Below are 21,466 nucleotides of genomic sequence, written 5' to 3' on the forward strand. Positions count from 1 at the left end.
CCTGTAGGAACTTGTTCATAATGGTTCAGGTAATTTATCACTGGTGATTTAATTACTTTGTCTCTTGCGTAAAAATATACAAGGTCAATGCATTCGATAATTGATAATTAAGAAAAAATGAAATAACAATAAAAGGTAACTATATGGTTACCTTTTATTGTTAGCAGGTGATTTCTGCTGGATTTTTATAGAAAATTTATTTTTTTAGTATGGGCGTGCCGCCCAGTTAATTTGGATTAAAGTTCCCTTGCCACATGGCGATTGAATTATTTTTCCCTGACGTTCAAGGAAGTCAAGTACTTCAGTGAGTATGGCTAGCTGTCTGAGTCGGTTAGGCCCATATTGGCGGATAAGGCTCTTTTTAATAGCTTTTGATAGGGATTTGGAGCATTCTTGATTAATCCAGACCAAAAGCTCCAGCGCATCCTGCTCCAGTGTTTCAGCAGTATCTACTTTTTCAAAAAGGCGCAAGTGTTCTTCTCCATACCAACTAAAAATCTCTATGGCTGATTGAGTTGCGCTATCGGAGAGCTCTCCAGTATGGCCATCAAAGTAATGAATTAATGCAGCAATACGTGCTACATTTTCAGCCGCTTTTGACGCGAAATCCTTGAAATCACTCAGCCCATTATTGCCCTGAATACCGATATTTCTTTCAATACGATTATAATAATCAATCCAGCGTTTTTCAGCTTCAGGTGAAAATTTAAGACAAAGGCGCTCGCCAGTGTTAGTGGCCAGGCTTTCGTTAATAATTTCCTCTAGACGGCCGTGAAATTTAGGAATGTGCTCCTGTGATGTCACTGGTACGGTGATCAGACGTGATCCCTGTGTGGATGTCGGATGACTAATCAGACACCGGGCAAAAAAGCCGACACCTTTAGCCATGCTACCTTTACGCTCAAGGTAATCACGGAAGGCTTCAGGCTGAACCATCAATGATAACGTCATACGGGCGTCGCTAATAACCGCGTCGGGTTCATTTTTACGTTCGACGCTAAATCTACCACCATCCCACATTGTATTGACGAAAGGTAATTCGTTCAGAGCATGACCACCCAAAATGGTTCCAGCCTCATCGGATATCACACCCACAGCATTCCAGTTACCGCAGAGGAACGCTTTAATGGCAGCGGGAGTGGCATCGTTGAACGTCAGTTTGCGTCTGACAGGCACCTCCGGAGGCTGAAGCGCCATTATTTCTGATTTTATCTCAGTGATGTCTTTGTTGCGTTGAATCTGAGATTTAAGCTTATTTACCAGCGCTTTTCTTACTGAGATCGCTAACTGGTTTTCTTTGAAATAGACCTGATACTCCCCATTATAAATATTTTCGAGCTGTTCTTCTTTCGCGTGCAGTGGCTTTAGCAACAGTTTGTCAACGGTACTTTTGCGCTCGCCTGATTCAGCGATAGTCAGCACAAAAAGCGATACGGGGCCACGATGATTCCCCGGACGCATAACATCAATACGATTCTGGCAGGCCAGAGAAATTGCCCCCAGAGCGGATGCTGCAATCAGAGCGATGGGGGCTTTTGTTATCTGGTGTGCTTCATGGATTGCGTTTCTGATGACAGGAGGAAACTGATCAACAGGAAAATTATTATCTAATTGCATTGTGTCCTCTCCCATAAGGAAAAAATAAAAGGAAATTATCAGTATCAGTTGTGATTCCATATGAGCCACAACTGATACAGGCTATAAGTTCAGCAATTAAACCTGAGGACAGCATTCCTCCAGCCATTTATCGATTTCAGATTCCATCCAGCCAACAGAGTGCATACCCAGGCGGCGCTGTTTAGGAAATGTTACGTCAAAGCGTGGCGACTTCGGATTTAGCCAGTCATAGATTGTTGAGCGGCTTATTCCAATTTTTTTTGCAAGTGCTCCGATGCGCAGAATTTTTACCGATGGGGCAATACAGGTCATTACGTTACCTCATTGTTTTCAATAGTTAATATTTCGTTTTCTTACCTAACACCGGTGTTTTTTTGTGTACGGAGGGGATTGTAATGAAGTTCTTTAGTGTCTAAAATTTCAAGTTATGCACTACTTTTTTTGACACTAAAAATGCCAGCGACGACACCTATCCAAAAAGCAGCTTTTGATGTGATCGATACCCTTCACTTCACTCAGGTTGTGATGAGTGAAGTATGCAAAGATTCCATTGCAGAGTGGTATTCTCGCATTATCCTCAAAATCAATAAGATGCTGCGAGAAGCAGGAATGACGGGAAAGCAGGCTGCGATAGCTAAGCACTACCTGCTAGGAGCGTTGGAAATCCATCTATCCGTAGACGGTGAACTTTCTTCAACTATGGCTGAGTATGCTGAACAGTCCGATACAAATACGCTTTTTGAAGAAGGGGTTAATTATGACATGAGTACTCAAACGGCGAGTAATTTTAGTCTCACAATGCTTTACACTGCTGCGGAGAACAATGGTGTGCAGGGTGAGTTCATTGATAGAGCTTTAGAAGAGTTGGTTAATGATCAAGAGCTAGAATTATCAGCTACACCCTATCTCATTAGATATCGTCTTGTCGAATGCTGCTATGCATTGGAATATGCAGAGGCCCCTCTTGGGTTTTATCGGGAGCTGGTAAGTCTTGGTATTATCTCATGTGGAAAATATTCTCTAAATATTGACACGTATGCGAAAAAATATGAGTTAGGGGTGTCGTTGTTGTTTCTCAGAGCATGTTTGCTTTTCGAGTTTAAGATACTGCAACGAGCGGTAGCGGTAATATTATCGCTAAAAAACAACAATACGATTGCTTTACCATCTCCTGACCCAAGAATGTCTCCCCTAGAACAAAAAAATATTTCTGATTACTATAAAAGGTTAGTAGATGACTGGTTTATGGGGGAGGGGAGGCAATCGTTTGTGAGTTTTCAATGCAAAGGTGATATTTCGATTAAGGATGTAGAGGTTTTTTTGGGGAATATAAATAAATATTATCTTCATAAACGTATGTTTAGCGGAACCCAAGGCAGTTGGTTGGGAACACTGGGGGCATTTGATATTGCATGCGAACATGATGAAGAACCTGAGATGGCCATTTATTATGAGGAAGATAATAGTCGGACTATTTCAGAAGAAATAAGATTGAAGTATTTGGGGTATGGTTTTAGTGTATCAGCTCGGAGCCTTTATCTCCGATATAAATCTGTAAAAAAAGAACGTTACTCTCAATTGAGGTATTATTGCTTTCTTTTGCTGAATCAGAAATTCATAACCCCATGGCATCTTGATAAAAATAATTATTACGATATGGCTTTGAGTTTCGATAACACAGTAATTAATGAGAAGGATTAATAATGCATTTTATTTACGTTTTTTTTTGGGGGGGGGGGAGTACCGGAGGTTACCTCCGGTTTTTATTTTAATATACTGTCAATTGTCACTAATAAATCCACGGGTACGCCAAGATGCACGGATATAATCTTGGAATTTATACCCCTCACTAAGTGTGAGGTTATCGGCGTGATCTGAGACAATGACCTGCGGGATGACGCCCGTAGTTTCACCAGTCTCGAAACAGAATTTCGCAAGTTGAGTAAACATATTAGTCACAGCCTTCATATCTTCGTCGACAATAGTTTCACGCTTGGCTTGCTTAGCCAATTCTTTCGGTTTAAATTCCTCTGCATCATCTAGAGACGCCGGAAAGTATACTTGCGTCGGTTGATCTAGAAAGAGAATCGGTGGAATTTTGCAACCAGCTTCCGAGAGAGAAGCAAACTGGTAATGTAAGGCCATAAAAAGTGCCAAATGAGAGTAAAGCCAGTTAGCTCCACTTCCCATAGAACGTAGGTACACACGTGTTTTGTTGTCTTGTTGATGCCATAGATCGAACGTTTCTGTATCGAAACGAAGAGCTGATGGTTTATAGTTCTCTTCAAAGTCGAAATTATTACCAAACTCACACATTTTTGTATTGATGCTTTGGGCTAAAATATGAAGACGGTTTTCCACATTGTATATAGCAAGCTCAGCAGAGAGGCGAGTGATCTCTTTTTGCCAAAATTTCTCCTGCTCGGATAATTCAAATTCAGGCTTATCCAACTGTTCTTGGATGGCGATTTCCAGCCTAAGTTTGGTCTTCAAGGCTTGCTCATCAATCGATTTTGAAGTTTTAAGTTTATTTATTTCCTCATCAAGGGGTCGGATGTCGTCCTGAATTCGACGGAGTATTTCATCCTGTTTCTCTAGCTGATTTTTAATGTTTCGACGTTCTTCCGCAAAACTCTCCCGGGCATAAGAAGAAAGCCTTAGTTCTTCATTTAGCCATTCAATTGCATTTATGAGCTTACTCGCTTCAACCGCTGGTGCTGAAGTTTGGGCATCGCATACAGGGCAATGAGCCTCAGTTAGCACAGTAGATGCTGGCAGGTTCGTTTCCATCATATTCTGGCTAAACTGCATCGCTGTGGAAAGAGAATCATTGAGCAATCTCATTTGCCCTTGAAGTTTGCGCTTATTCACAAGTGCATCGACGCGATCTTTTTGTAATTCTGCTCGGCGTACCTCAATTTGATTAGAAAGCACATCAATTTTGACTAGGTATTCAGAAATGATTTTTAAGAAAGCTTTTGGTTTCGAATATATATCTTCGCCGCTGGCATTTAAAAGTGGTAAGCCAGCCAAACTTTTATATTCAGCCAGGAAACGATTATAGCGTGCAATAAACATTTCTTTACGCTGTATCTGTTTAGGGATCTGCGTTTGTGTTTTTTTTAGCTCATATTTAGCAAGCTCATATTCTTTATGTAATTCAAAGTATTTTTCGTCTACAAGACCCATTAATATTTTAAAGTGATTAATGGCTTGGTCTCGTTTTTCTTTCTCATCAAATCGATAAAAAATCGCATGCTTGTTTGCTACCAGATTCTGATGTTGTAGCATAAAGGATGAAAAACTTCGGATTGATGGAGTTGAGGATTTTTTTCGTCCAGTTAGTTTGATAAAAGGATCTTCATCAATGTTTTCTAACGTAATAGCAAAATGACGGCCTAAATTTTTCTTGAAATCTGCCAACGGCATGTAATGTTTTGTATCAAAGAATGAATTTGGTTGTTCGATAAGCTTCAATAAATGATCAGCATCTGTACTTCTTATTTCCATAAGAAAGCAGCGATCTGATTTTTTTTTCCTGGCTGCTACAAGGAAATAGCGAGTAAATTGAAGAGCAATGAAGAAAGTTTCCGCACGCTCAGTAATCTTCCCCACTGGGATGGTGTCTTCACTACTACCCAAACAGTAATCAAAAATTTCAAGAATTGCACTTTTCCCTGTCGAGGATTTACCTGTGATTACATTAAGTCCAGGTTCAAGACGTACCTGATGAATATTCTCTTGTGTGTCAACAACACCGATGTACCGTAAAAAACATTTCATAGCGACTTAAATCCTAACGTCCTGTAAATGGAAACGATATCTGTGTCAGCAAAAACCATAGATAATCGATGCGCTGCTTCAAGTTGTTTTGGGTTAGCATTATCAATTTTTACATCCCGAACCGACCTTACTGATAATTCATTTGTTATTTCAATTGCTTGTTCTGCCTTAAGCACAAGCATGGCCGCATGAGTCAGTGGCTTAGACTGCTGAACATTGTGGGTTAATCCCACTAGTCTAGACTGCTCACTGCACATGGTACGGATGTTACTAGTCTTCCTTACATTTAACAGGTACTTTTGCATTGACGGGTATAGCACCATAGGAAGAATAAGATAGCTGAGCAAAAGATCTTTTTCTCGGAGCTGGGAACTGGCATAAAATTGATGTATTAGCGGAGCCAATACAATAGGTGAGCGCTGAATCGTAAATAGGTGCTCAATAGGTGTAGATATCATTACCAGAGCCTCCAATGAAATTCAGATCTAAGGTTTTTCGGCTCCTCATCAGCTAACATGTGATAAATACCATTACGAAATTCTATTGGAGTATAATCATAAGTACTTAAAGGAGTGACAGCTTCAGCGCAACGTTCCCCATAAAAAGCACAAGATGCTCTTTTTAATTGTTGTTGTTGCAATGCGGGATCGCATTTATAGATGGCACTTAATCTGCTAGAGCAATGTATCCGCAGCAGGTTTCGACTATAGTCTTCTATATCTTGTTGTGATGTAGTGTAATCTTTAATCACTTCAACAATATATTGTTGAGCATGAATTAAATCGACAGTAGCTTGTAATATTAAGTCATTTCCTCCACCGATTTCATCTAATTTCATAGCAAAACGGCGTTCTTTTACATTCAGTCTAGCCGCTTCATTTTCGATTTTATCGCTATCAATACGAGGGAATTTTAGCGTGCCAATTAAATATCTTGCGGTGAGTTCGGCAAACTTTTTATCAAATTCGTCAACACTGAATTTCCAAGTTTTTGTAATTTTTAGTGTACTAGTCATAAATCCGAACAGATCGTCTAGAAATGCATCCATCCTGAGTGGTGAGATGCTTTTAAGATGCCGCTTCTTATAGCGCTCAATTAGTTCCAACAGATCAGGTTGTTCAGTAATAATCTTGATCTTCGGTAAAACTTGCAGTAATGATTCTCGAAGATCCGGTGCGAGAATTTTTCGCTGAAGCTTTAATGATTTAGGTGGCTTGATAGTATTAGGCACAGCAGAAGATACGGCTGCTTCTTCGTTGATAAACTCTTTTTCGTCATTATTTACTTTATTTGAGTTTTCAAAGCGAGTTTCAGTATTTTTATGAATAGATTCCAATGTAGCTAAACGTTGTGCTACATCCATTGTATCCCAATTTTTTAGTGACGCCCGCTCACCATATGCCTGTGTCGTCAGAAGAATTAAGTTGGTGTATTGTTGATAGGCGAAATCAGGCTTTAACCAATTATTGAGTGTGTTCCAAAAATTATCATGACCATCAGTTAGATCTCCGCTGTAATTCTTGACCTCTATCTGATCTCGCCCCTCGACAGTAACATCGCCAAATACCTCGATCCACAGAACATTATGCTTTTCTAATGTGTGGCAGTAATCGATCGCTACATGGATCTGATACTTTAGAGCCTCGAAAAGGTTGGTAGCGTCAAAATCGAGTTTAGTGTTCACAATCACTCCAATCTTGATAAATAAAATCAGCCAAAGAACGATTGATTACATCATCTTGGCCAAAAATTTTTCATAACCTCCTAAAACTAAGGATTAATTCAAAAATAATCAACTTTAACCATTCAAAAAGTTGACAATAGTCTGTTTCTTTCATATACCTAGTTGAAGATAAAGTTTTATCCAGCCCAGATAAAAGTCTGAGCTGGCCTTAAATCATATCCGTCACCCCACTAACCGCATTCCTTTCATCCCACCTTCCATGGTACTTCCACGATCCGCGGCCATAACGAAGTCAGCCCACCACTGCATCATTGGACGACGTTGCTCCAGATAATCAGTGCGGTTGTATGCTCGACGTACTTCATTCTTATCTACATGGGCCAATGCAGCCTCAATAACATCAGGCAGAAAGCCTTGTTCATTAAGGGCTGTACTGGCGATAGATCGCAGGCCGTGTGAAACGAGCACCCCACCAAAACCTGCGCGTTTTAGCGATGCGTTAACGGTCTGACTGTTCATCGGCTGGTTTGGCTTGATGCGGCTGGGAAAGATAAATTCTCGATTTCCACTTAACGGCTTCATCATCTCCAGTATCGTAATTGCTTCATCTGACAATGGAACAGTATGGTCGCGGTTCATTTTCATGCGTGCTGCAGGAATCTTCCACTCTTGCGCTTCTATGTCTACCTCTTCCCAGCGAGCTTCAGCCGCTTCGCCAGGGCGGGTAATAGTAAGAAGTTGCCACATGAACAGGCAGCGTGTGGAAAGGCTAATGCTGGCTGTTCGCATTGTCTGCATCAGTTGAGGTAGCTGATCCGGTCGAATGCTGGGCATGTTCTTTTTCTGAGGCTTCTCGAAGGCTTTACCAATATTAACGCTGGGAACAGCATCAATCAGCCCTGTGTTTTGGGCATAGATCATTACCTCATTAATGCGCTGGCAGAGGCGACGAACGGTTTCCAGTGCTCCTCTGGCCTGAACCGGTTGAACGGCCTGAACCAGTGTGTGAGCTTTAATATCTGTAACGCTAACGTCGCCAATCGCAGGAAAGACATCTCTTTCAAGAGAGCGCCAGATATCTTCCGCATAGTCCTCTGTCACGCTGGCTTTTTTCACATTCCACCAACGCTCAGCTACAAGCTGGAAAGTATTGGTTTTGGCTTCCAGTGAACTGCGAAGTTGTTCTTGCTGATGTTCCTGAGGGTCGATTTGTTTCGCCAGTAGAGAACGAGACTCTGCGCGATAGTTTCTGGCATCGGCAAGGGTAACTGACGGGTAGGGACCAATGCTCTTCTTCGCTCGTTTCTTAGTGACAGGGCGAATGTAGCGAAACTGCCAGATTTTACTCCCGCTGGATTTGATGAGTAGCTCAAGGCCATCGCCATCATAGAGAACGTAGTCCGCGTCTTTAGGTTTCGCAGATTCGATTTCCTTAACGGATAGAGGTTTGGTTTGTCTTGCCATTGCCGGGTTTCCATAGTTTTAGGCACCTCAAAAACAATATAGCTTTATGAGGTGCCTAACAAGGTGCCTAAAAGGTTTGGATTTAATTAGTTCTCTTCGGACTTCGCGGGACAAATTGAGGGCACAAAAAAGCCCGCAGGGCTTGCACCGTGCGGGCTCTTAGGACTTCATCGGATGACTCTGGTAATCACCGATGGAGAATTTTGGTGGAGCTGGCGGGAGTTGAACCCGCGTCCGAAATTCCTACATCCTCGGTACTACATGCTTAGTCCAGTCTTTAATTTCGCTTGCCGGCTGCGGACGGACACGCCACTAACAAACTAGCCTGATTAGTTTTAACGCTTCAACCCCAGGCAGGGCATCCACGCGATCTCTTTTGGGTTTGACCTCTCTTGATCCCCGTCCTAAGAGCGGAGGCTAGGGAGAGAGGGCTCTAAGCAGGTTATTAAGCTGCTAAAGCGTAGTTTTCGTCGTTTGCGACTATTTTTTTGCGGCTTTTTACGAGGCCAACCGCCCCTCGGCATGCACCTTGGGTTTCGCGAATCCCGTCGAATCCAGAATCAGCCCCAAAAGTGTGACGGTGAGTATAACAGATTTATGACGTGCCATTCCAGTCCAGATCACAATGACTTTTGACGAGGAAAATGTGGTTGGTTTGTGTTCACACATAACCGCAACTGCTGTATTTGCCATTGCCTGATGCGTTCATACAAGACGGCTAACTTAATAGAGGGTATGAAACTGATTCCGCTCGCCTGTTGTTGATCGCACTAAGCAGTGGGTTATGCGCACATAAGAAGCGGGGCTGAACAGCCGCCCTGGACAATCTTTCCGGGCCTGCCGGGGATGATTGCGAATGTAGTGATCAAAATCGGTGCTGGATTATCTGATTAAACCGCTGAACACACTGAATGAGGCGCTGAGAAGTGTTCGATGCCCTCTCCCGGCGTGAGAGGGCGACGCGGACGTGATTAACGCCCGGCGTTTTTCATAATGCGTGCTTTATCCAACTGCCATTCGCGCTCTTTCAGATCGGTGCGCTTGTCGTGCTGTTTCTTACCTTTCGCCACGCCGATTTTTACTTTACACCAGGCGTTTTTCCAGTACAGCGACAGCGCCACAACGGTATAACCTTCGCGGTTAATGCGACCGTAGAGTGAATCGAGTTCGCGCTGGTTAAGCAGCAGCTTGCGTGTGCGAGTCGGATCGCAAACGTAGTGGCTGGAGGCTACGGTCAGCGGCGTAAAGTTTGCGCCAAACAGAAAGGCTTCGCCGTCTTTCAAAATAACGTAGCTGTCGCCAATGTTTGCTTTACCGGCGCGTAAGGATTTTACTTCCCAGCCTTGCAGTGCCAGCCCGGCCTCAAATTCCTCTTCAATGAAGTATTCATGGCGGGCGCGCTTATTCAGCGCAATGGTGGCTGAACCTGGTTTGTATGCTTTTTTCTTCGTCATAGTGTCGTGAAGCCATCCGGTAATCTGATATCTGAAACTGACCTCATTGCGTCCTGTGAGGTTTAGCCGGTTATCTTAGCATGAGTTCGGGCATAGCGTTTTCCTTTCATCCTGGGGAAATGGTATTATTTGACGATTGTGTGAACGCGGAAAACGATATGCCTCAGATTAGCCGTACTGCGCTGGTGCCTTACAGCGCGGAACAAATGTACCAGTTAGTGAATGATGTAAAATCTTACCCGCAATTTTTGCCTGGCTGTACTGGCAGCCGGGTGCTGGAATCCGGGCCGACGCAAATGACAGCGGCAGTGGATGTTTCCAAAGCCGGGATCAGCAAGACATTTACCACGCGAAATACGCTAAACACTAATCAAAGCATTTTGATGCATCTGGTCGATGGCCCATTTAAGTCTTTGATTGGTGGGTGGAAATTTACTCCACTGAGTGCCGAGGCCTGCCGGATTGAGTTCCAGCTTGATTTTGAATTTACCAATAAGCTGATTGAGCTGGCGTTTGGCCGCATTTTCAAAGAGCTGGCGGCCAATATGGTGCAGGCGTTTACGCATCGGGCGAAAGAGGTTTACCGTGCCGGGTAATATCGCTGTTGAAGTGGCTTACGCACTGCCGGAGAAACAGTACCTTCAACGGGTGACGCTCGAAGAGGGCGCAACCGTTGAGCAGGCGATACGTGCTTCGGGCTTGCTCGAGCTGCGTGATGATATTGACCTGAAAGTGAATAAAGTGGGTATCTATAGCCGCCCGGTGAAATTGCAGGATCGCGTGCATGATGGCGATCGCGTAGAGATTTATCGCCCGCTGATTGCCGATCCGAAAGAGTTGCGTCGCCAGCGCGCTGAGAAGTCAGCAAAGAAAGCGTAAGCTAATAGCGGTGGGTTATGTTCCCCGCGCAGGTAAGTAAGGCCCCGAACACCACGGGAAAAGAGGCGATATAAGTGGTTCAAACAAAAAAGGTGCTCATTGAGCACCTTTTTGCATTTCTGCAACCTTAGCCTTTGGTCAGCGCAGGTTTGTTATCCATATTGGTCAATACGCCGTTGCTGCTGAAAGTCAGCGTCAGGGTTTGCTGCGAAACATCTTCATGGCCCGGCTGCTGGCGGAAGACGTAGAACCAGGTGTTACTGCCAAACGGGTCGGTCATCATCGGCGTACCCAGTGCATAAGCAACCTGCTGTTGCGTCATACCTACGCGGATTTTAGAAACATCGTTTGGCGTCAGGTAGTTCCCCTGATTGATATCAGGACGGTAAACCACGCGTTCTACGGTAGAGCAACCTGCGGTCAACATCAGAAGAACCGCTGCGGCAGCAGTCAGCATTTTACAGCGCATAGTGATTTGATTCCTTTTCGGCCCGAACAATACGTGGCTCATATGTAATATGCCGATGATAATAGACCTTTCGCCAGTTTAAAACCTTTGCCGGCTGGTCTGTTGTCGATTTTGTCGAGAACTCAGACCGTCATATTACAAAAAAGTTTACGCTGCCAGCAGCTCTTTGGCATTCGCCAGCGCGTTGCGGGTCACTTCACTACCGCCAAGCAGGCGAGCCAGTTCCTGCAAACGGGCGCGTTTATCCAGCGGCTGCATATGCGTTTCGGTCATTGCGCCATCTGTTTCTTTGCTGACAAAGAAGTGATGATGACCACAACCGGCAACCTGCGGCAGGTGTGTTACGCACATTACCTGCGTGGATTCTCCCAGCTGGCGCAGTAGCTTGCCAACAACAACGGCCGTCGGGCCGCTGATGCCAACGTCAACTTCGTCGAAAATCAGCGCCGGGGTTTCCATCTTCCGTGCGGTGATCACCTGAATAGCCAGCGCAATGCGCGACAGCTCACCACCGGAGGCGACTTTGGCGATTGATTGCAGCGGTTGACCTGGGTTGGTGGTCACACGAAATTCGATGCGATCGGCACCTTCAGCTGTCAGCGAGTGGGCATCAAACGCCACATCAATGGTAAACACGCCATGCGGCATGGAGAGCGAATGCATGCTTTCGGTAATTAATTCCCCGAGTTCCTGCGCATATTTCACACGCTGGTCATGCAGCTGCTGGGCGGTCGCCAGCGCGAGCTGGTGGTGCTGCGTGACAGCCAGCGCCAGGGTTTCCTGGGAATCAGCCTGATCGTCGAGTAACTGTTGTTCATCAAGCAGCGACTGGTGAAACTGAGGCAGCTCTTCAGGGCTGATGTGATGTTTGCGTGCCAGCGAGATCTGCCGTGAGATACGCTGTTCCAGTTCGTACAGGCGGTTTGGATCGAGATCTAAGCGGTCACAGTAGTGGCGCAGTTCGTCGCTGGCTTCGCTAATCTGAATGGCCGCTTCTTCGAGCATATCCAGCACGCCGGAAAGACGGTTATCCATACCTGCCAGTTCGCCAACGAGTTGGCGCGCAGTATAGAGCTGGCTTTGCAGATTGGTCTCTTCACCGTCTGCCAGTACGTTCAGTGCATGCTGACTGGTAGAGAGCAATTGCCCGCTGTTGGCGAGGCGTTTGTACTCTTCATCAATCTGTTCGAACTCCCCTGGCTGCGGGTTAAATTCATTCAGCTCTTTCAATTGATAGTGCAAAAGTTCTGCGCGAGCGGCGCGCTCCTGGCTTTGCTGTTGATGCTGAGCCAGTTCGCGGCAGCTTTGATGCCAGGCACGGTAGTGTTCGGTCATTTGCTGAGTGAGCGCATACTCACCGGCGTAACCATCGAGCAGGTTTTTCTGGTGCTCAGGTTTAATCAGTAACTGGTGCGCGTGTTGGCCGTGAATCTGAATGAGCAGCTGACCCAACTCGCGCAACTGGGAAAGCGGCACAGCCGTGCCGTTGATAAAACCACGGGAACGTCCGTCGCTGCTGATAACACGGCGAAGTAAACACTCACGCCCATCTTCTAACTGGTTCTCTTCCAGCCAGCGTTGGGCGGCAGGAGTATCTTTGAGTGCGAAGCGGGCGCACAGATCGGCGCGCGGCGCACCAGCGCGCACCATGTCGGCTTCCGCACGACCGCCCAGGCATAGCCCGAGCGCATCAATGGCAATAGATTTACCCGCCCCGGTTTCGCCGGTAATAGCTGTCATTCCGCTGTGAAAATCAATCTCGAGTTCACGAACGATAGCAAAATTACTGATGGTCAGTTGTGCCAACATGGTCGCTTTCCTGTATGAAAAACCATAACTGTGTTTTCGTACAGTATAAACTGGTTTTATATACAGTAAAGCGTTGTGCGATGATTTTCAGAACAATTTTTTCGACCAACCAAGTTTAGAGCTTAACGTATTGAAATAGCTGTAATCTTTAGGGTGAATAAGATTGAGATGATAGTCGCAGCGACGGATGAGTACATCTTCGCCTTCCTGAATCGGCAGCGCGATTTGGCTATCGCAACTCACCTCCAGATCGCTGCGGCGATGGGAGAAACGCAGGCGAATGGTGCTGCTGCTGTTTATTACCAGCGGGCGCGCAGACAATGTGTGCGGGAACATCGGTACCAGCGTGATGGCATCCAGCGATGGCGTCAGAATTGGCCCGCCGGCGGAGAGTGAATAGGCGGTGGAACCGGTAGGGGTTGAGATAATCAGCCCGTCGGAACGCTGGGAAAAGGCAAAAACTTCGTCAATATAGACTTCAAATTCGATCATATGGGCCACTTTGCCCGGGTGCAGCACCACTTCGTTTATCGCCGTGCTGATGCGCTTCTGGCACTCTTGCTGACAGACTTGCACTTCCAGCAGAAAACGTTTTTCAGCGATATAATGACCTTCCAGCACGTCTGCCAACTGTTGCTGCGCGTTGTCGGGATCGAGATCGGTGAGAAAGCCGAGGTTGCCGCGGTTAATCCCAATAACCTTGATGTCATAGCGCGCCAGCGTGCGGGCCGCGCCCAGCATATTGCCGTCGCCGCCGACAACCACCGCGAGATCGGCTTGTTGACCGATTTCTGCCAGCGTGCCGGTTTTCACATTATTAAGCTGCAATTCCTGGGCAATTTGTTGTTCGACAATGACGTCATAACCTTTGGCGCTTAACCAGCGATATAACATTTCATGTGTGGTCAGTGCGGTAGGGTGCCGTGGATGCCCGACAATACCAATACACTTGAAATGATGGGTCATTTTCTGGAGGTCCTTGTGGCGAATGAAATGATGACAATCTGTCACGTTCCCTTGAATCCCGGAAACTGATCCCCATAATAATGCAGGTTAGCGAGATGAATGCAAAAAAACGCGGAGAAATTCATGAGTAGTAAAGAACAGAAAACGCCTGACGGGCAAGCCCCGGAAGAAATTATCATGGAACAGCACGACGAAGTTGAGGCAGTTGTTGAGTCTGACGATTCGGCTGGGCAGGTGGATCCGCGCGATGAGAAAATTGCGAACCTTGAAGCGCAGTTAGCTGAAGCGGAAAGCCGCGAGCGCGAAACTGTTTTACGCGTTAAAGCGGAAATGGAAAACCTGCGTCGCCGTACCGAACAGGATATTGAGAAAGCGCATAAATTCGCGCTGGAGAAGTTCGTCAATGAACTGCTGCCGGTTATCGATAGCCTGGATCGCGCACTGGAAGTGGCGGACAAAGACAACGCCGAGATGGCACCGATGGTTGAAGGCATTGAGCTGACGCTGAAAAACATGCTGGATGTGGTGAAAAAATTCGGCGTGGAAGTGATTGCTGAAACCGACGTTCCGCTGGATCCAAACGTGCACCAGGCGATTGCTATGGTGGAATCTGAAGAGATTGCCGCAGGTAAAGTGCTGGGCGTGATGCAAAAAGGTTACACCTTAAACGGCCGCACCATTCGCGCTGCGATGGTGACCGTTGCTAAAGCGAAGGCGTAACGCTTTCTGATAAACCCTCTCCGCCCGGAGAGGGTTTTTTTTCGCTTATTCGGCGACGCTTTCCCGCAGCGCTTTCACCGGGATCACCTGAACCTGCTTAATCATATTGTCCTGCACGTCGAGAATATCGATGTCGTACTGCTCGATACGGACACGCGTACCTACTGCCGGGATCTCTTCCAGCGCCTCCAGCAGCATGCCGTTAATCGTGCGGGCTTCGTCTTCCGGTAAGCGCCAGTTAAAGGCTTTATTCAGTTCGCGAACGTTGGCGCTGCCATCGATGATCACCGAGCCGTCATTTTGCGGCGTGGCTTCATCCGCCAGCGCAGGCGACATCGACGTGGTAAAGTCGCCGACAATCTCTTCGAGAATATCTTCGACCGTTACCAGCCCCAGAATATCGCCATACTCGTCAACCACCAGGCCGACTTTCTTTTTATTGCGCTGGAATTTCACCAGTTGCACGCTCAGCGGTGTGCCTTCCGGGACATAGTAGATTTCATCGGCGGCGCGCAACATCACCTCTTTGGTAAACTCGTTTTTTTCCGTCATTAGCCGGTAGGCTTCGCGCACGCGCAGCATACTAATGGCGTCATCCAGCGAATCACGGTAGAGCACAATGCGACCATGCGGTGAGTGGGTGAGCTGACGAACAATGGCTTTCCAGTCGTCATTGATATCAATGCCGACGATTTCGTTGCGCGGCACCATGATGTCGTTAACGCTGACTTTTTCCAGATCGAGAATCGACAGCAACATGTCCTGGTTGCGGCGAGAAATTTGCGAGCGTGATTCATTCACAATAGTGCGCAGCTCATCTTTGCTGAGTGCGCCGCTGACCACCACATCCGCTTTAATACCGACCATGCGCATCAGCACTCGTGTCACGCCGTTCAGCAACCACACCAGCGGCATCATGATCACTTGCAGCGGCGCGAGCAGGAAGCTACTGGGAAACGCCACTTTCTCCGGATAGAGCGCGGCGATGGTTTTTGGCAATACTTCGGCGAACACCAGCACCACAAAAGTTAGTACGCCGGTGGCGATAGCGACGCCCGCATTGCCATACAGGCGCATGCCAACAATGGTGCCAATCGCCGACGCCAGAATATTGACGAGGTTGTTACCAATCAACACTAGGCTTATCAGGCGGTCGGGTTTACGCAACAGCTTTTCGACGCGTTTTGCCGCGCGGTTGCCCTGCTTGGCTAAGTGGCGCAAGCGGTAGCGGTTGAGTGTCATCATTCCGGTTTCGGAACCGGAAAAATAGGCCGAAACCACGACCATGATGATTAGCGTAATAATCAGCGTCGTGGTGGAGATGTGTTCCAGGGGGAACTCCTTTGTGTTTAGCTCGCGAACTGCTGCAGAATGCGGCTGCCAAAATAGGCCAGCGTTAAAATTCCCGCGCCTGCAACGTTGAACCAGACGACCCTGCGGCCGCGCCAGCCTTCATGGTAATGGCCCCACAGCAGAACGATATAGACAAACCAGGCGATAATAGAGAGCACCGCTTTGTCGATATTTTCCATGCTGAACAGGTTCTGCATAAAGAACAGGCCGGTGCACAGCGTTAGCGTCAGCAGCACCACGCCAACCTGGGTAATGTGGAACATTTTGCGCTCAATCACCATCAGCGGCGGCATTTCGTTACTGAAAGCCAGCCGTTTATTCTTCAACTGATAGTCAATCCAGGCCAGTTGCAGTGCGTACATAGCCGCAATAATCAGGGTGGCGTAGGCAAAGAGCGACAGGCCAATGTGCACCAGCATGCCGGGCGTGGCTTCCAGATGGGTAATGTACTCATTAGGTACAAAAACGGCGAAAGCGAGGTTGATCAGCGCGAAAGTGTAGACAATCGGCAGCAGCAGCCAGCCGCGATTTTTCGACGCCACAATGGTCATTACCGTACAGATCATCAGGCTGACCAGCGAACCGACATTCAGCAGGCTCAGGTTCTGCCCGCCGTCATCCGGGAACAGCCGCTCTTTCAAGCCGAAGCCGTGACAGATAAGCGCGATCACCGCCGAAAGGATGGCCATTCTGCGCCAGCCGCTGTTTTTTTGTAGCAGGCTGGGAACGATCAGCGCAATGCTGATTGAGTAGGCGACAAGAGCGATCAGGGCAAAAACGGGCATAGGATGTCGGCAGTTGACTGAAGAAGAAAGAAAAGCAGTATAACGTTACGTGACGTTGGCTCCAACAGTTGCATCACATACAGGAGCAATGTCTTCATGTTATACTCCCGAAAATTTCTGTTATGCGTCGCGCTGGCGGCCATCGTATCACCTCAGGCGAGAGACAATGTTTGATAATTTAACCGATCGTTTGTCGCGCACCCTGCGCAATATCAGTGGCCGTGGACGCCTCACTGAAGACAACATCAAAGACACCCTGCGCGAAGTGCGTATGGCGCTGCTGGAAGCGGACGTTGCGCTGCCGGTGGTGCGTGATTTTATCAACCGCGTAAAAGAGAAAGCGGTTGGCCATGAAGTGAACAAGAGCCTGACGCCGGGCCAGGAGTTCGTCAAAATCGTGCGCAACGAACTGGTTGCGGCGATGGGCGAAGAGAACCAGAGCCTGAACCTCGCCGCGCAACCACCAGCGGTGGTGCTGATGGCGGGTCTGCAAGGTGCGGGTAAAACCACCAGCGTCGGTAAGCTCGGTAAGTTCCTGCGTGAGAAGCACAAGAAGAAAGTGATGGTCGTTTCTGCCGACGTTTACCGTCCGGCGGCGATCAAACAGCTGGAAACGCTGGCGCAGCAGGTTGACGTCGATTTCTTCCCTTCGGACGTCGCGCAAAAGCCGGTGGATATTGTTAACGCCGCGCTGAAAGAGGCGAAGCTGAAATTCTACGACGTGCTGCTGGTGGATACCGCCGGTCGTCTGCATGTCGACGAAGCGATGATGGATGAGATCAAACAGGTTCACGCGGCAATTAAGCCGGTGGAAACCCTGTTTGTCGTCGACGCAATGACCGGTCAGGACGCCGCGAATACCGCGAAAGCCTTTAATGAAGCGCTGCCGCTGACCGGCGTAGTGCTGACGAAAGTGGACGGTGATGCGCGCGGTGGTGCGGCGCTCTCCATTCGTCATATCACCGGCAAGCCGATTAAATTCCTCGGCGTCGGCGAGAAAACCGAAGCGCTGGAGCCGTTCCACCCGGATCGTATCGCCTCGCGTATTCTTGGCATGGGCGACGTGCTGTCGCTTATCGAAGATATCGAAAGCAAAGTTGACCGCGCCCAGGCGGAGAAGCTGGCGAATAAACTGAAGAAGGGCGACGGCTTCGATCTGACCGACTTCCTTGAGCAGCTGCGCCAGATGAAAAACATGGGCGGTATGGCGAGCCTGATGGGCAAGCTGCCGGGCATGGGGCAGATCCCGGACAACGTTAAAGCGCAAATGGACGACAAAGTGCTGGTGCGTATGGAGGCGATCATTAATTCCATGACGCTGAAAGAGCGCGCCAACCCGGACATCATCAAAGGGTCGCGTAAACGCCGTATCGCTGCCGGCTGCGGTATGCAGGTGCAGGATGTGAACCGTCTGCTCAAACAATTCGACGACATGCAGCGCATGATGAAGAAGATGAAGAAGGGCGGGATGGCGAAGATGATGCGCGGGATGAAGGGGATGATGCCGCCAGGCTTTCCGGGGCGCTAAAACAAGGGCATAAGGCTATCTTGTTTGCCATTTTAGCTCCGGGGTGTGCTCGAAATGCTCACGTACTACGTGTACGCTCCGGTGACTGCGCGCACGCCGGCACCAAACTGGCTGCAACGCCAACGGCCTCACACCTTACAGTTTCACAACTGTCGATTGCTTTTTAGCAAAAAATGAGTAAAATTTTCGGGCTTTTAATATGACACCGGGCTCCGTTCCTCGATGGGGCCTGGTGTTTTATTCACACAAGAGGATGTTATGGTAACTATTCGTTTAGCACGTCACGGCGCTAAAAAGCGTCCGTTCTACCAGGTTGTTGTGACTGACAGCCGCAATGCACGCAACGGTCGCTTCATTGAGCGCGTTGGTTTCTTCAACCCGATCGCTTCCGAGAAAGAAGAAGGCACCCGCCTGGATCTGGATCGTATTCAGCACTGGGTTGGCCAGGGCGCTACCGTTTCCGATCGCGTTTCCGCGCTGATCAAAGCAGCACAGAAAGCAGCTTAATCTGTCACGGTGGTCATGATGAGCAAGCAACAAGCCGCACCGGTCCCTGTTGAGCCAATTATTGTCGGCAAGCTGGGGTCTTCTTACGGAATTCGTGGTTGGCTCAGAGTGTTTTCCTCCACCGAAGACGCCGAAAGCATTTTTGACTACCAGCCCTGGTTTATCCAGAAGGCGGGTCAGTGGCAGAGCATTGAGCTGGAAAGCTGGCGCTACCACAATCAGGACATCGTCATCAAACTGAAAGGTGTTGATGACAGAGATGCCGCGAATCTGCTGACCAATTGTGAAATTGTCGTGGATTCCGCGCAGTTGCCGGAACTGGAAGAGGGTGACTACTACTGGAAAGACCTGATGGGCTGCCAGGTAGTGACTACTGAAGGTTACAGCCTCGGTAAAGTCGTCGATATGATGGAAACCGGGTCGAATGACGTTCTCGTCATCAAGGCAAACCTGAAAGATGCATTTGGTATCAAGGAGCGGTTGGTTCCGTTCCTCGATGGGCAGGTTATCAAGAAAGTCGATCTCACTACTCAAACCATTGAAGTAGATTGGGATCCTGGTTTTTGAACCTCCGGATATACGGTAAAAGACGGCGCTATGTGGATTGGCATAATTAGCCTGTTTCCTGAAATGTTCCGCGCGATTACCGACTACGGGGTAACTGGCCGGGCAGTAAAAAATGGCCTGCTGAGCATCCAGAGCTGGAGTCCTCGTGATTTCGCTCATGATCGGCACCGTACCGTGGACGATCGTCCTTACGGCGGCGGACCGGGGATGTTAATGATGGTGAACCCGTTACGGGACGCCATTCATGCAGCAAAAGCCGCGGCGGGCGAAGGCGCCAAAGTGATTTATCTGTCGCCTCAGGGGCGCAAGCTTGATCAAGCGGGCGTCAGCGAACTGGCAACGAATCAGAAATTGATTCTGGTGTGCGGTCGCTACGAAGGGATAGATGAGCGCGTAATTCAAACCGAGATTGACGAAGAATGGTCTATCGGCGATTACGTTCTCAGCGGTGGTGAGTTACCAGCGATGACGCTGATTGACTCGGTTTCCCGGTTTATTCCGGGGGTACTGGGGCATGAAGCTTCGGCAACGGAAGATTCTTTTGCTGATGGGTTGCTGGACTGCCCACACTATACCCGACCTGAAGTGTTAGAAGGGATGGAAGTACCGGGGGTGTTACTGTCGGGGAACCATGCCGAGATACGTCGCTGGCGTTTGAAGCAGTCGCTGGGCCGCACCTGGCTTAGAAGACCTGAACTTCTGGAAAACCTGGCTCTGACTGAAGAGCAAGCAAGGTTGCTGGCGGAGTTCAAGCGTGAACACGCGCAACAGCAACAGAAACATGATGGGTTGGTTTAAGAAACCACCCGAATATCAGTTTACCCAGGATAAGAGATTAAATTATGAGCAACATTATTAAGCAACTTGAACAAGAGCAGATGAAGCAGGACGTACCTTCCTTCCGTCCGGGTGACACCGTGGAAGTGAAAGTATGGGTTGTTGAAGGTTCCAAAAAACGTCTGCAGGCATTCGAGGGCGTGGTTATCGCTATTCGTAACCGCGGTCTGCACTCTGCATTCACTGTTCGTAAAATTTCCAACGGCGAAGGCGTTGAGCGTGTCTTCCAGACTCACTCTCCGGTAGTTGACAGCATCTCTGTCAAACGTCGTGGTGCCGTTCGTAAAGCTAAACTGTACTACCTGCGTGAGCGTACTGGTAAGTCTGCTCGTATCAAAGAGCGTCTTAACTAAGATAGCGCACACGCTACATCCAAAGCGTGTTATGAAACAAGGGGTTGGCATAATGCCAACCCCTTTTTTATACCCATCTCAACACCCTCACGTGTAGCGGTGATCAGCACAAGGCTTTGCTTTATTGTCTCCGGATTTAAACCGTGCAAAACAGGCCGCCACCTTGATTAACTCTTTGATTGCGAAATAAAATAGCGTCCTGTAGATACGTGCGTTAACAAATTCTGGTTTCATATCATTATCTTTGGACTTACATCTCAGCGGGCTGGCAAAGGCTTATTTTTAATGCAGGCCGAAGCCTGCGCGCTTTCTGCATCTGCGGTTTTATGTCCACCTATTGCCCGCGTAATTTTTTCATTACCGCTATCGATACAGAAATAAAAAACCTGCTGGCGCAGGCTTTTGAGTATTTTGGCCGGATTACCTCCCGGCGTGAGACGCGCTCACTTGCAGCGCTGGCGGGCGGACAATATAACGCGCCAGCGACTCATGGGTGACGAACGTACAACCGCAGTGAATGTTCTGGCACTGGTGATAGCGCTCTTTGGTTTCAGAACTGAGATAGCGGCTGGAGCGCGCGTGCGCCGCTTGTTGGCATACCGGGCAATGCATCATGGTGGTTTCTCCCTCGTGTATATGCCAGTTATATTATCCTTTTAACTTGCAAATGCAAGTCAAAGAATGCATTTGA

22 protein-coding genes and 1 other RNA gene are annotated in these 21,466 nt (G+C 48.0%); 9 read left to right on the forward strand and 14 right to left on the reverse strand.

Annotated elements, in window-relative coordinates:
* Window positions 1-204: 204 nt before the first annotated feature.
* Complete coding sequence (locus BN2591_RS21525; protein ID WP_086873873.1) at window positions 205-1,617, reverse strand: YfjI family protein; 1,413 nt, start codon at window positions 1,615-1,617, stop codon at window positions 205-207.
* A 96-nt stretch (window positions 1,618-1,713) separates the two neighbouring features.
* Complete coding sequence (locus tag BN2591_RS21530) at window positions 1,714-1,929, reverse strand: AlpA family phage regulatory protein (RefSeq protein ID WP_086873804.1); 216 nt, start codon at window positions 1,927-1,929, stop codon at window positions 1,714-1,716.
* A gap of 96 nt (window positions 1,930-2,025) precedes the next feature.
* On the opposite strand from BN2591_RS21530, the gene BN2591_RS21535 reads away from it, so the two are divergent.
* Complete coding sequence (locus BN2591_RS21535; RefSeq protein ID WP_244173045.1) at window positions 2,026-3,318, forward strand: hypothetical protein; 1,293 nt, start codon at window positions 2,026-2,028, stop codon at window positions 3,316-3,318.
* A 78-nt stretch (window positions 3,319-3,396) separates the two neighbouring features.
* Here the strand turns inward: BN2591_RS21535 and BN2591_RS21540 are convergent, their stop codons facing one another.
* From BN2591_RS21540 to smpB, 6 genes are all read right to left on the reverse strand, one after another.
* Window positions 3,397-5,400: a DUF3732 domain-containing protein gene (locus BN2591_RS21540; protein WP_086873805.1), complete on the reverse strand. Its 2,004-nt coding sequence runs from the start codon at window positions 5,398-5,400 to the stop codon at window positions 3,397-3,399.
* Window positions 5,397-5,858, reverse strand: a complete 462-nt coding sequence (locus BN2591_RS21545) for a three component ABC system middle component (protein WP_047361111.1) — start codon at window positions 5,856-5,858, stop codon at window positions 5,397-5,399. Before BN2591_RS21545 ends, BN2591_RS21540 begins: the two co-directional genes overlap by 4 nt.
* Window positions 5,858-7,084, reverse strand: a complete 1,227-nt coding sequence (locus BN2591_RS21550; RefSeq protein WP_086873875.1) for a hypothetical protein — start codon at window positions 7,082-7,084, stop codon at window positions 5,858-5,860. Before BN2591_RS21550 ends, BN2591_RS21545 begins: the two co-directional genes overlap by 1 nt.
* A gap of 222 nt (window positions 7,085-7,306) precedes the next feature.
* A complete protein-coding gene (locus tag BN2591_RS21555) occupies window positions 7,307-8,548 on the reverse strand; it encodes an integrase (protein ID WP_086873806.1) in 1,242 nt (413 codons plus the stop codon).
* Window positions 8,549-8,752: 204 nt separating this feature from the next.
* Window positions 8,753-9,116: a transfer-messenger RNA gene (gene ssrA, locus BN2591_RS21560) on the reverse strand.
* A gap of 403 nt (window positions 9,117-9,519) precedes the next feature.
* A complete protein-coding gene (smpB, locus tag BN2591_RS21565; protein WP_017459912.1) occupies window positions 9,520-10,002 on the reverse strand; it encodes an SsrA-binding protein SmpB in 483 nt (160 codons plus the stop codon).
* Between the two features lie 158 nt (window positions 10,003-10,160).
* Here smpB and BN2591_RS21570 point away from each other — a divergent pair, with 158 nt between their 5' ends.
* Window positions 10,161-10,598: a type II toxin-antitoxin system RatA family toxin gene (locus BN2591_RS21570; protein ID WP_208616155.1), complete on the forward strand. Its 438-nt coding sequence runs from the start codon at window positions 10,161-10,163 to the stop codon at window positions 10,596-10,598.
* Window positions 10,588-10,881, forward strand: a complete 294-nt coding sequence (locus BN2591_RS21575) for an RnfH family protein (RefSeq protein WP_086873808.1) — start codon at window positions 10,588-10,590, stop codon at window positions 10,879-10,881. Before BN2591_RS21570 ends, BN2591_RS21575 begins: the two co-directional genes overlap by 11 nt.
* A 127-nt stretch (window positions 10,882-11,008) precedes the next feature.
* On the opposite strand, the gene bamE is transcribed toward BN2591_RS21575, so the two are convergent.
* From bamE to nadK, 3 genes are all read right to left on the reverse strand, one after another.
* Window positions 11,009-11,350: an outer membrane protein assembly factor BamE gene (bamE, locus tag BN2591_RS21580; protein WP_017459915.1), complete on the reverse strand. Its 342-nt coding sequence runs from the start codon at window positions 11,348-11,350 to the stop codon at window positions 11,009-11,011.
* A gap of 147 nt (window positions 11,351-11,497) precedes the next feature.
* The gene (gene recN, locus BN2591_RS24650) at window positions 11,498-13,159 is read right to left on the reverse strand and encodes a DNA repair protein RecN (RefSeq protein WP_086873809.1); all 1,662 of its coding nucleotides are present in this window, start codon (window positions 13,157-13,159) and stop codon (window positions 11,498-11,500) included.
* A gap of 87 nt (window positions 13,160-13,246) precedes the next feature.
* Complete coding sequence (gene nadK / locus BN2591_RS24655) at window positions 13,247-14,125, reverse strand: NAD(+) kinase (RefSeq protein WP_020454803.1); 879 nt, start codon at window positions 14,123-14,125, stop codon at window positions 13,247-13,249.
* A 123-nt stretch (window positions 14,126-14,248) separates the two neighbouring features.
* Here nadK and grpE point away from each other — a divergent pair, with 123 nt between their 5' ends.
* The gene (grpE, locus tag BN2591_RS21595; RefSeq protein WP_141399377.1) at window positions 14,249-14,845 is read left to right on the forward strand and encodes a nucleotide exchange factor GrpE; all 597 of its coding nucleotides are present in this window, start codon (window positions 14,249-14,251) and stop codon (window positions 14,843-14,845) included.
* Between the two features lie 45 nt (window positions 14,846-14,890).
* Here the strand turns inward: grpE and BN2591_RS21600 are convergent, their stop codons facing one another.
* Both BN2591_RS21600 and BN2591_RS21605 read right to left on the reverse strand, forming a co-directional pair.
* On the reverse strand, window positions 14,891-16,177 hold the full coding sequence (locus tag BN2591_RS21600) for an HlyC/CorC family transporter (RefSeq protein ID WP_086873811.1): 1,287 nt from the start codon (window positions 16,175-16,177) through the stop codon (window positions 14,891-14,893).
* Between the two features lie 17 nt (window positions 16,178-16,194).
* On the reverse strand, window positions 16,195-16,983 hold the full coding sequence (locus BN2591_RS21605) for a cytochrome C assembly family protein (protein WP_017459920.1): 789 nt from the start codon (window positions 16,981-16,983) through the stop codon (window positions 16,195-16,197).
* A 166-nt stretch (window positions 16,984-17,149) separates the two neighbouring features.
* Here BN2591_RS21605 and ffh point away from each other — a divergent pair, with 166 nt between their 5' ends.
* From ffh to rplS, 5 genes are all read left to right on the forward strand, one after another.
* A complete protein-coding gene (gene ffh, locus BN2591_RS21610; protein WP_017459922.1) occupies window positions 17,150-18,511 on the forward strand; it encodes a signal recognition particle protein in 1,362 nt (453 codons plus the stop codon).
* Between the two features lie 258 nt (window positions 18,512-18,769).
* The gene (rpsP, locus tag BN2591_RS21615) at window positions 18,770-19,018 is read left to right on the forward strand and encodes a 30S ribosomal protein S16 (RefSeq protein WP_017459923.1); all 249 of its coding nucleotides are present in this window, start codon (window positions 18,770-18,772) and stop codon (window positions 19,016-19,018) included.
* A gap of 18 nt (window positions 19,019-19,036) precedes the next feature.
* The gene (rimM, locus tag BN2591_RS21620; protein ID WP_017459924.1) at window positions 19,037-19,585 is read left to right on the forward strand and encodes a ribosome maturation factor RimM; all 549 of its coding nucleotides are present in this window, start codon (window positions 19,037-19,039) and stop codon (window positions 19,583-19,585) included.
* A gap of 30 nt (window positions 19,586-19,615) precedes the next feature.
* Entirely contained in the window at window positions 19,616-20,383 is a 768-nt protein-coding gene (gene trmD, locus BN2591_RS21625; RefSeq protein WP_086873812.1) for a tRNA (guanosine(37)-N1)-methyltransferase TrmD, read from the forward strand.
* Window positions 20,384-20,427: 44 nt separating this feature from the next.
* Window positions 20,428-20,775, forward strand: coding sequence for a 50S ribosomal protein L19 (gene rplS, locus BN2591_RS21630; RefSeq protein ID WP_004104634.1), 348 nt, complete (start codon window positions 20,428-20,430; stop codon window positions 20,773-20,775).
* 420 nt (window positions 20,776-21,195) lie between these two features.
* Here the strand turns inward: rplS and BN2591_RS21635 are convergent, their stop codons facing one another.
* Window positions 21,196-21,390 (reverse strand): ogr/Delta-like zinc finger family protein, encoded by a 195-nt coding sequence (locus tag BN2591_RS21635; RefSeq protein WP_086873813.1) that lies wholly within the window; start codon window positions 21,388-21,390, stop codon window positions 21,196-21,198.
* Window positions 21,391-21,466 lie beyond the last annotated feature (76 nt).

The organism is Kosakonia pseudosacchari (assembly GCF_900184035.1).
Lineage (GTDB): Bacteria > Pseudomonadota > Gammaproteobacteria > Enterobacterales > Enterobacteriaceae > Kosakonia > Kosakonia pseudosacchari.

What these genes read in the sequence shown, in the direction of transcription:
- bamE (WP_017459915.1), bottom strand. Translation starts at nt 11,350, where the DNA reads ATGCGCTGTAAAATGCTGACTGCTGCCGCAGCGGTTCTTCTGATGTTG.
- BN2591_RS21540 (WP_086873805.1), bottom strand. Translation starts at nt 5,400, where the DNA reads ATGAAATGTTTTTTACGGTACATCGGTGTTGTTGACACACAAGAGAAT.
- BN2591_RS21570 (WP_208616155.1), top strand. Translation starts at nt 10,161, where the DNA reads ATGCCTCAGATTAGCCGTACTGCGCTGGTGCCTTACAGCGCGGAACAA.
- nadK (WP_020454803.1), bottom strand. Translation starts at nt 14,125, where the DNA reads ATGACCCATCATTTCAAGTGTATTGGTATTGTCGGGCATCCACGGCAC.
- BN2591_RS21545 (WP_047361111.1), bottom strand. Translation starts at nt 5,858, where the DNA reads ATGATATCTACACCTATTGAGCACCTATTTACGATTCAGCGCTCACCT.
- BN2591_RS21555 (WP_086873806.1), bottom strand. Translation starts at nt 8,548, where the DNA reads ATGGCAAGACAAACCAAACCTCTATCCGTTAAGGAAATCGAATCTGCG.
- rplS (WP_004104634.1), top strand. Translation starts at nt 20,428, where the DNA reads ATGAGCAACATTATTAAGCAACTTGAACAAGAGCAGATGAAGCAGGAC.
- rimM (WP_017459924.1), top strand. Translation starts at nt 19,037, where the DNA reads ATGAGCAAGCAACAAGCCGCACCGGTCCCTGTTGAGCCAATTATTGTC.
- BN2591_RS21530 (WP_086873804.1), bottom strand. Translation starts at nt 1,929, where the DNA reads ATGACCTGTATTGCCCCATCGGTAAAAATTCTGCGCATCGGAGCACTT.
- trmD (WP_086873812.1), top strand. Translation starts at nt 19,616, where the DNA reads ATGTGGATTGGCATAATTAGCCTGTTTCCTGAAATGTTCCGCGCGATT.
- BN2591_RS21635 (WP_086873813.1), bottom strand. Translation starts at nt 21,390, where the DNA reads ATGATGCATTGCCCGGTATGCCAACAAGCGGCGCACGCGCGCTCCAGC.
- smpB (WP_017459912.1), bottom strand. Translation starts at nt 10,002, where the DNA reads ATGACGAAGAAAAAAGCATACAAACCAGGTTCAGCCACCATTGCGCTG.
- recN (WP_086873809.1), bottom strand. Translation starts at nt 13,159, where the DNA reads ATGTTGGCACAACTGACCATCAGTAATTTTGCTATCGTTCGTGAACTC.
- BN2591_RS21525 (WP_086873873.1), bottom strand. Translation starts at nt 1,617, where the DNA reads ATGCAATTAGATAATAATTTTCCTGTTGATCAGTTTCCTCCTGTCATC.
- ffh (WP_017459922.1), top strand. Translation starts at nt 17,150, where the DNA reads ATGTTTGATAATTTAACCGATCGTTTGTCGCGCACCCTGCGCAATATC.
- BN2591_RS21605 (WP_017459920.1), bottom strand. Translation starts at nt 16,983, where the DNA reads ATGCCCGTTTTTGCCCTGATCGCTCTTGTCGCCTACTCAATCAGCATT.
- rpsP (WP_017459923.1), top strand. Translation starts at nt 18,770, where the DNA reads ATGGTAACTATTCGTTTAGCACGTCACGGCGCTAAAAAGCGTCCGTTC.
- grpE (WP_141399377.1), top strand. Translation starts at nt 14,249, where the DNA reads ATGAGTAGTAAAGAACAGAAAACGCCTGACGGGCAAGCCCCGGAAGAA.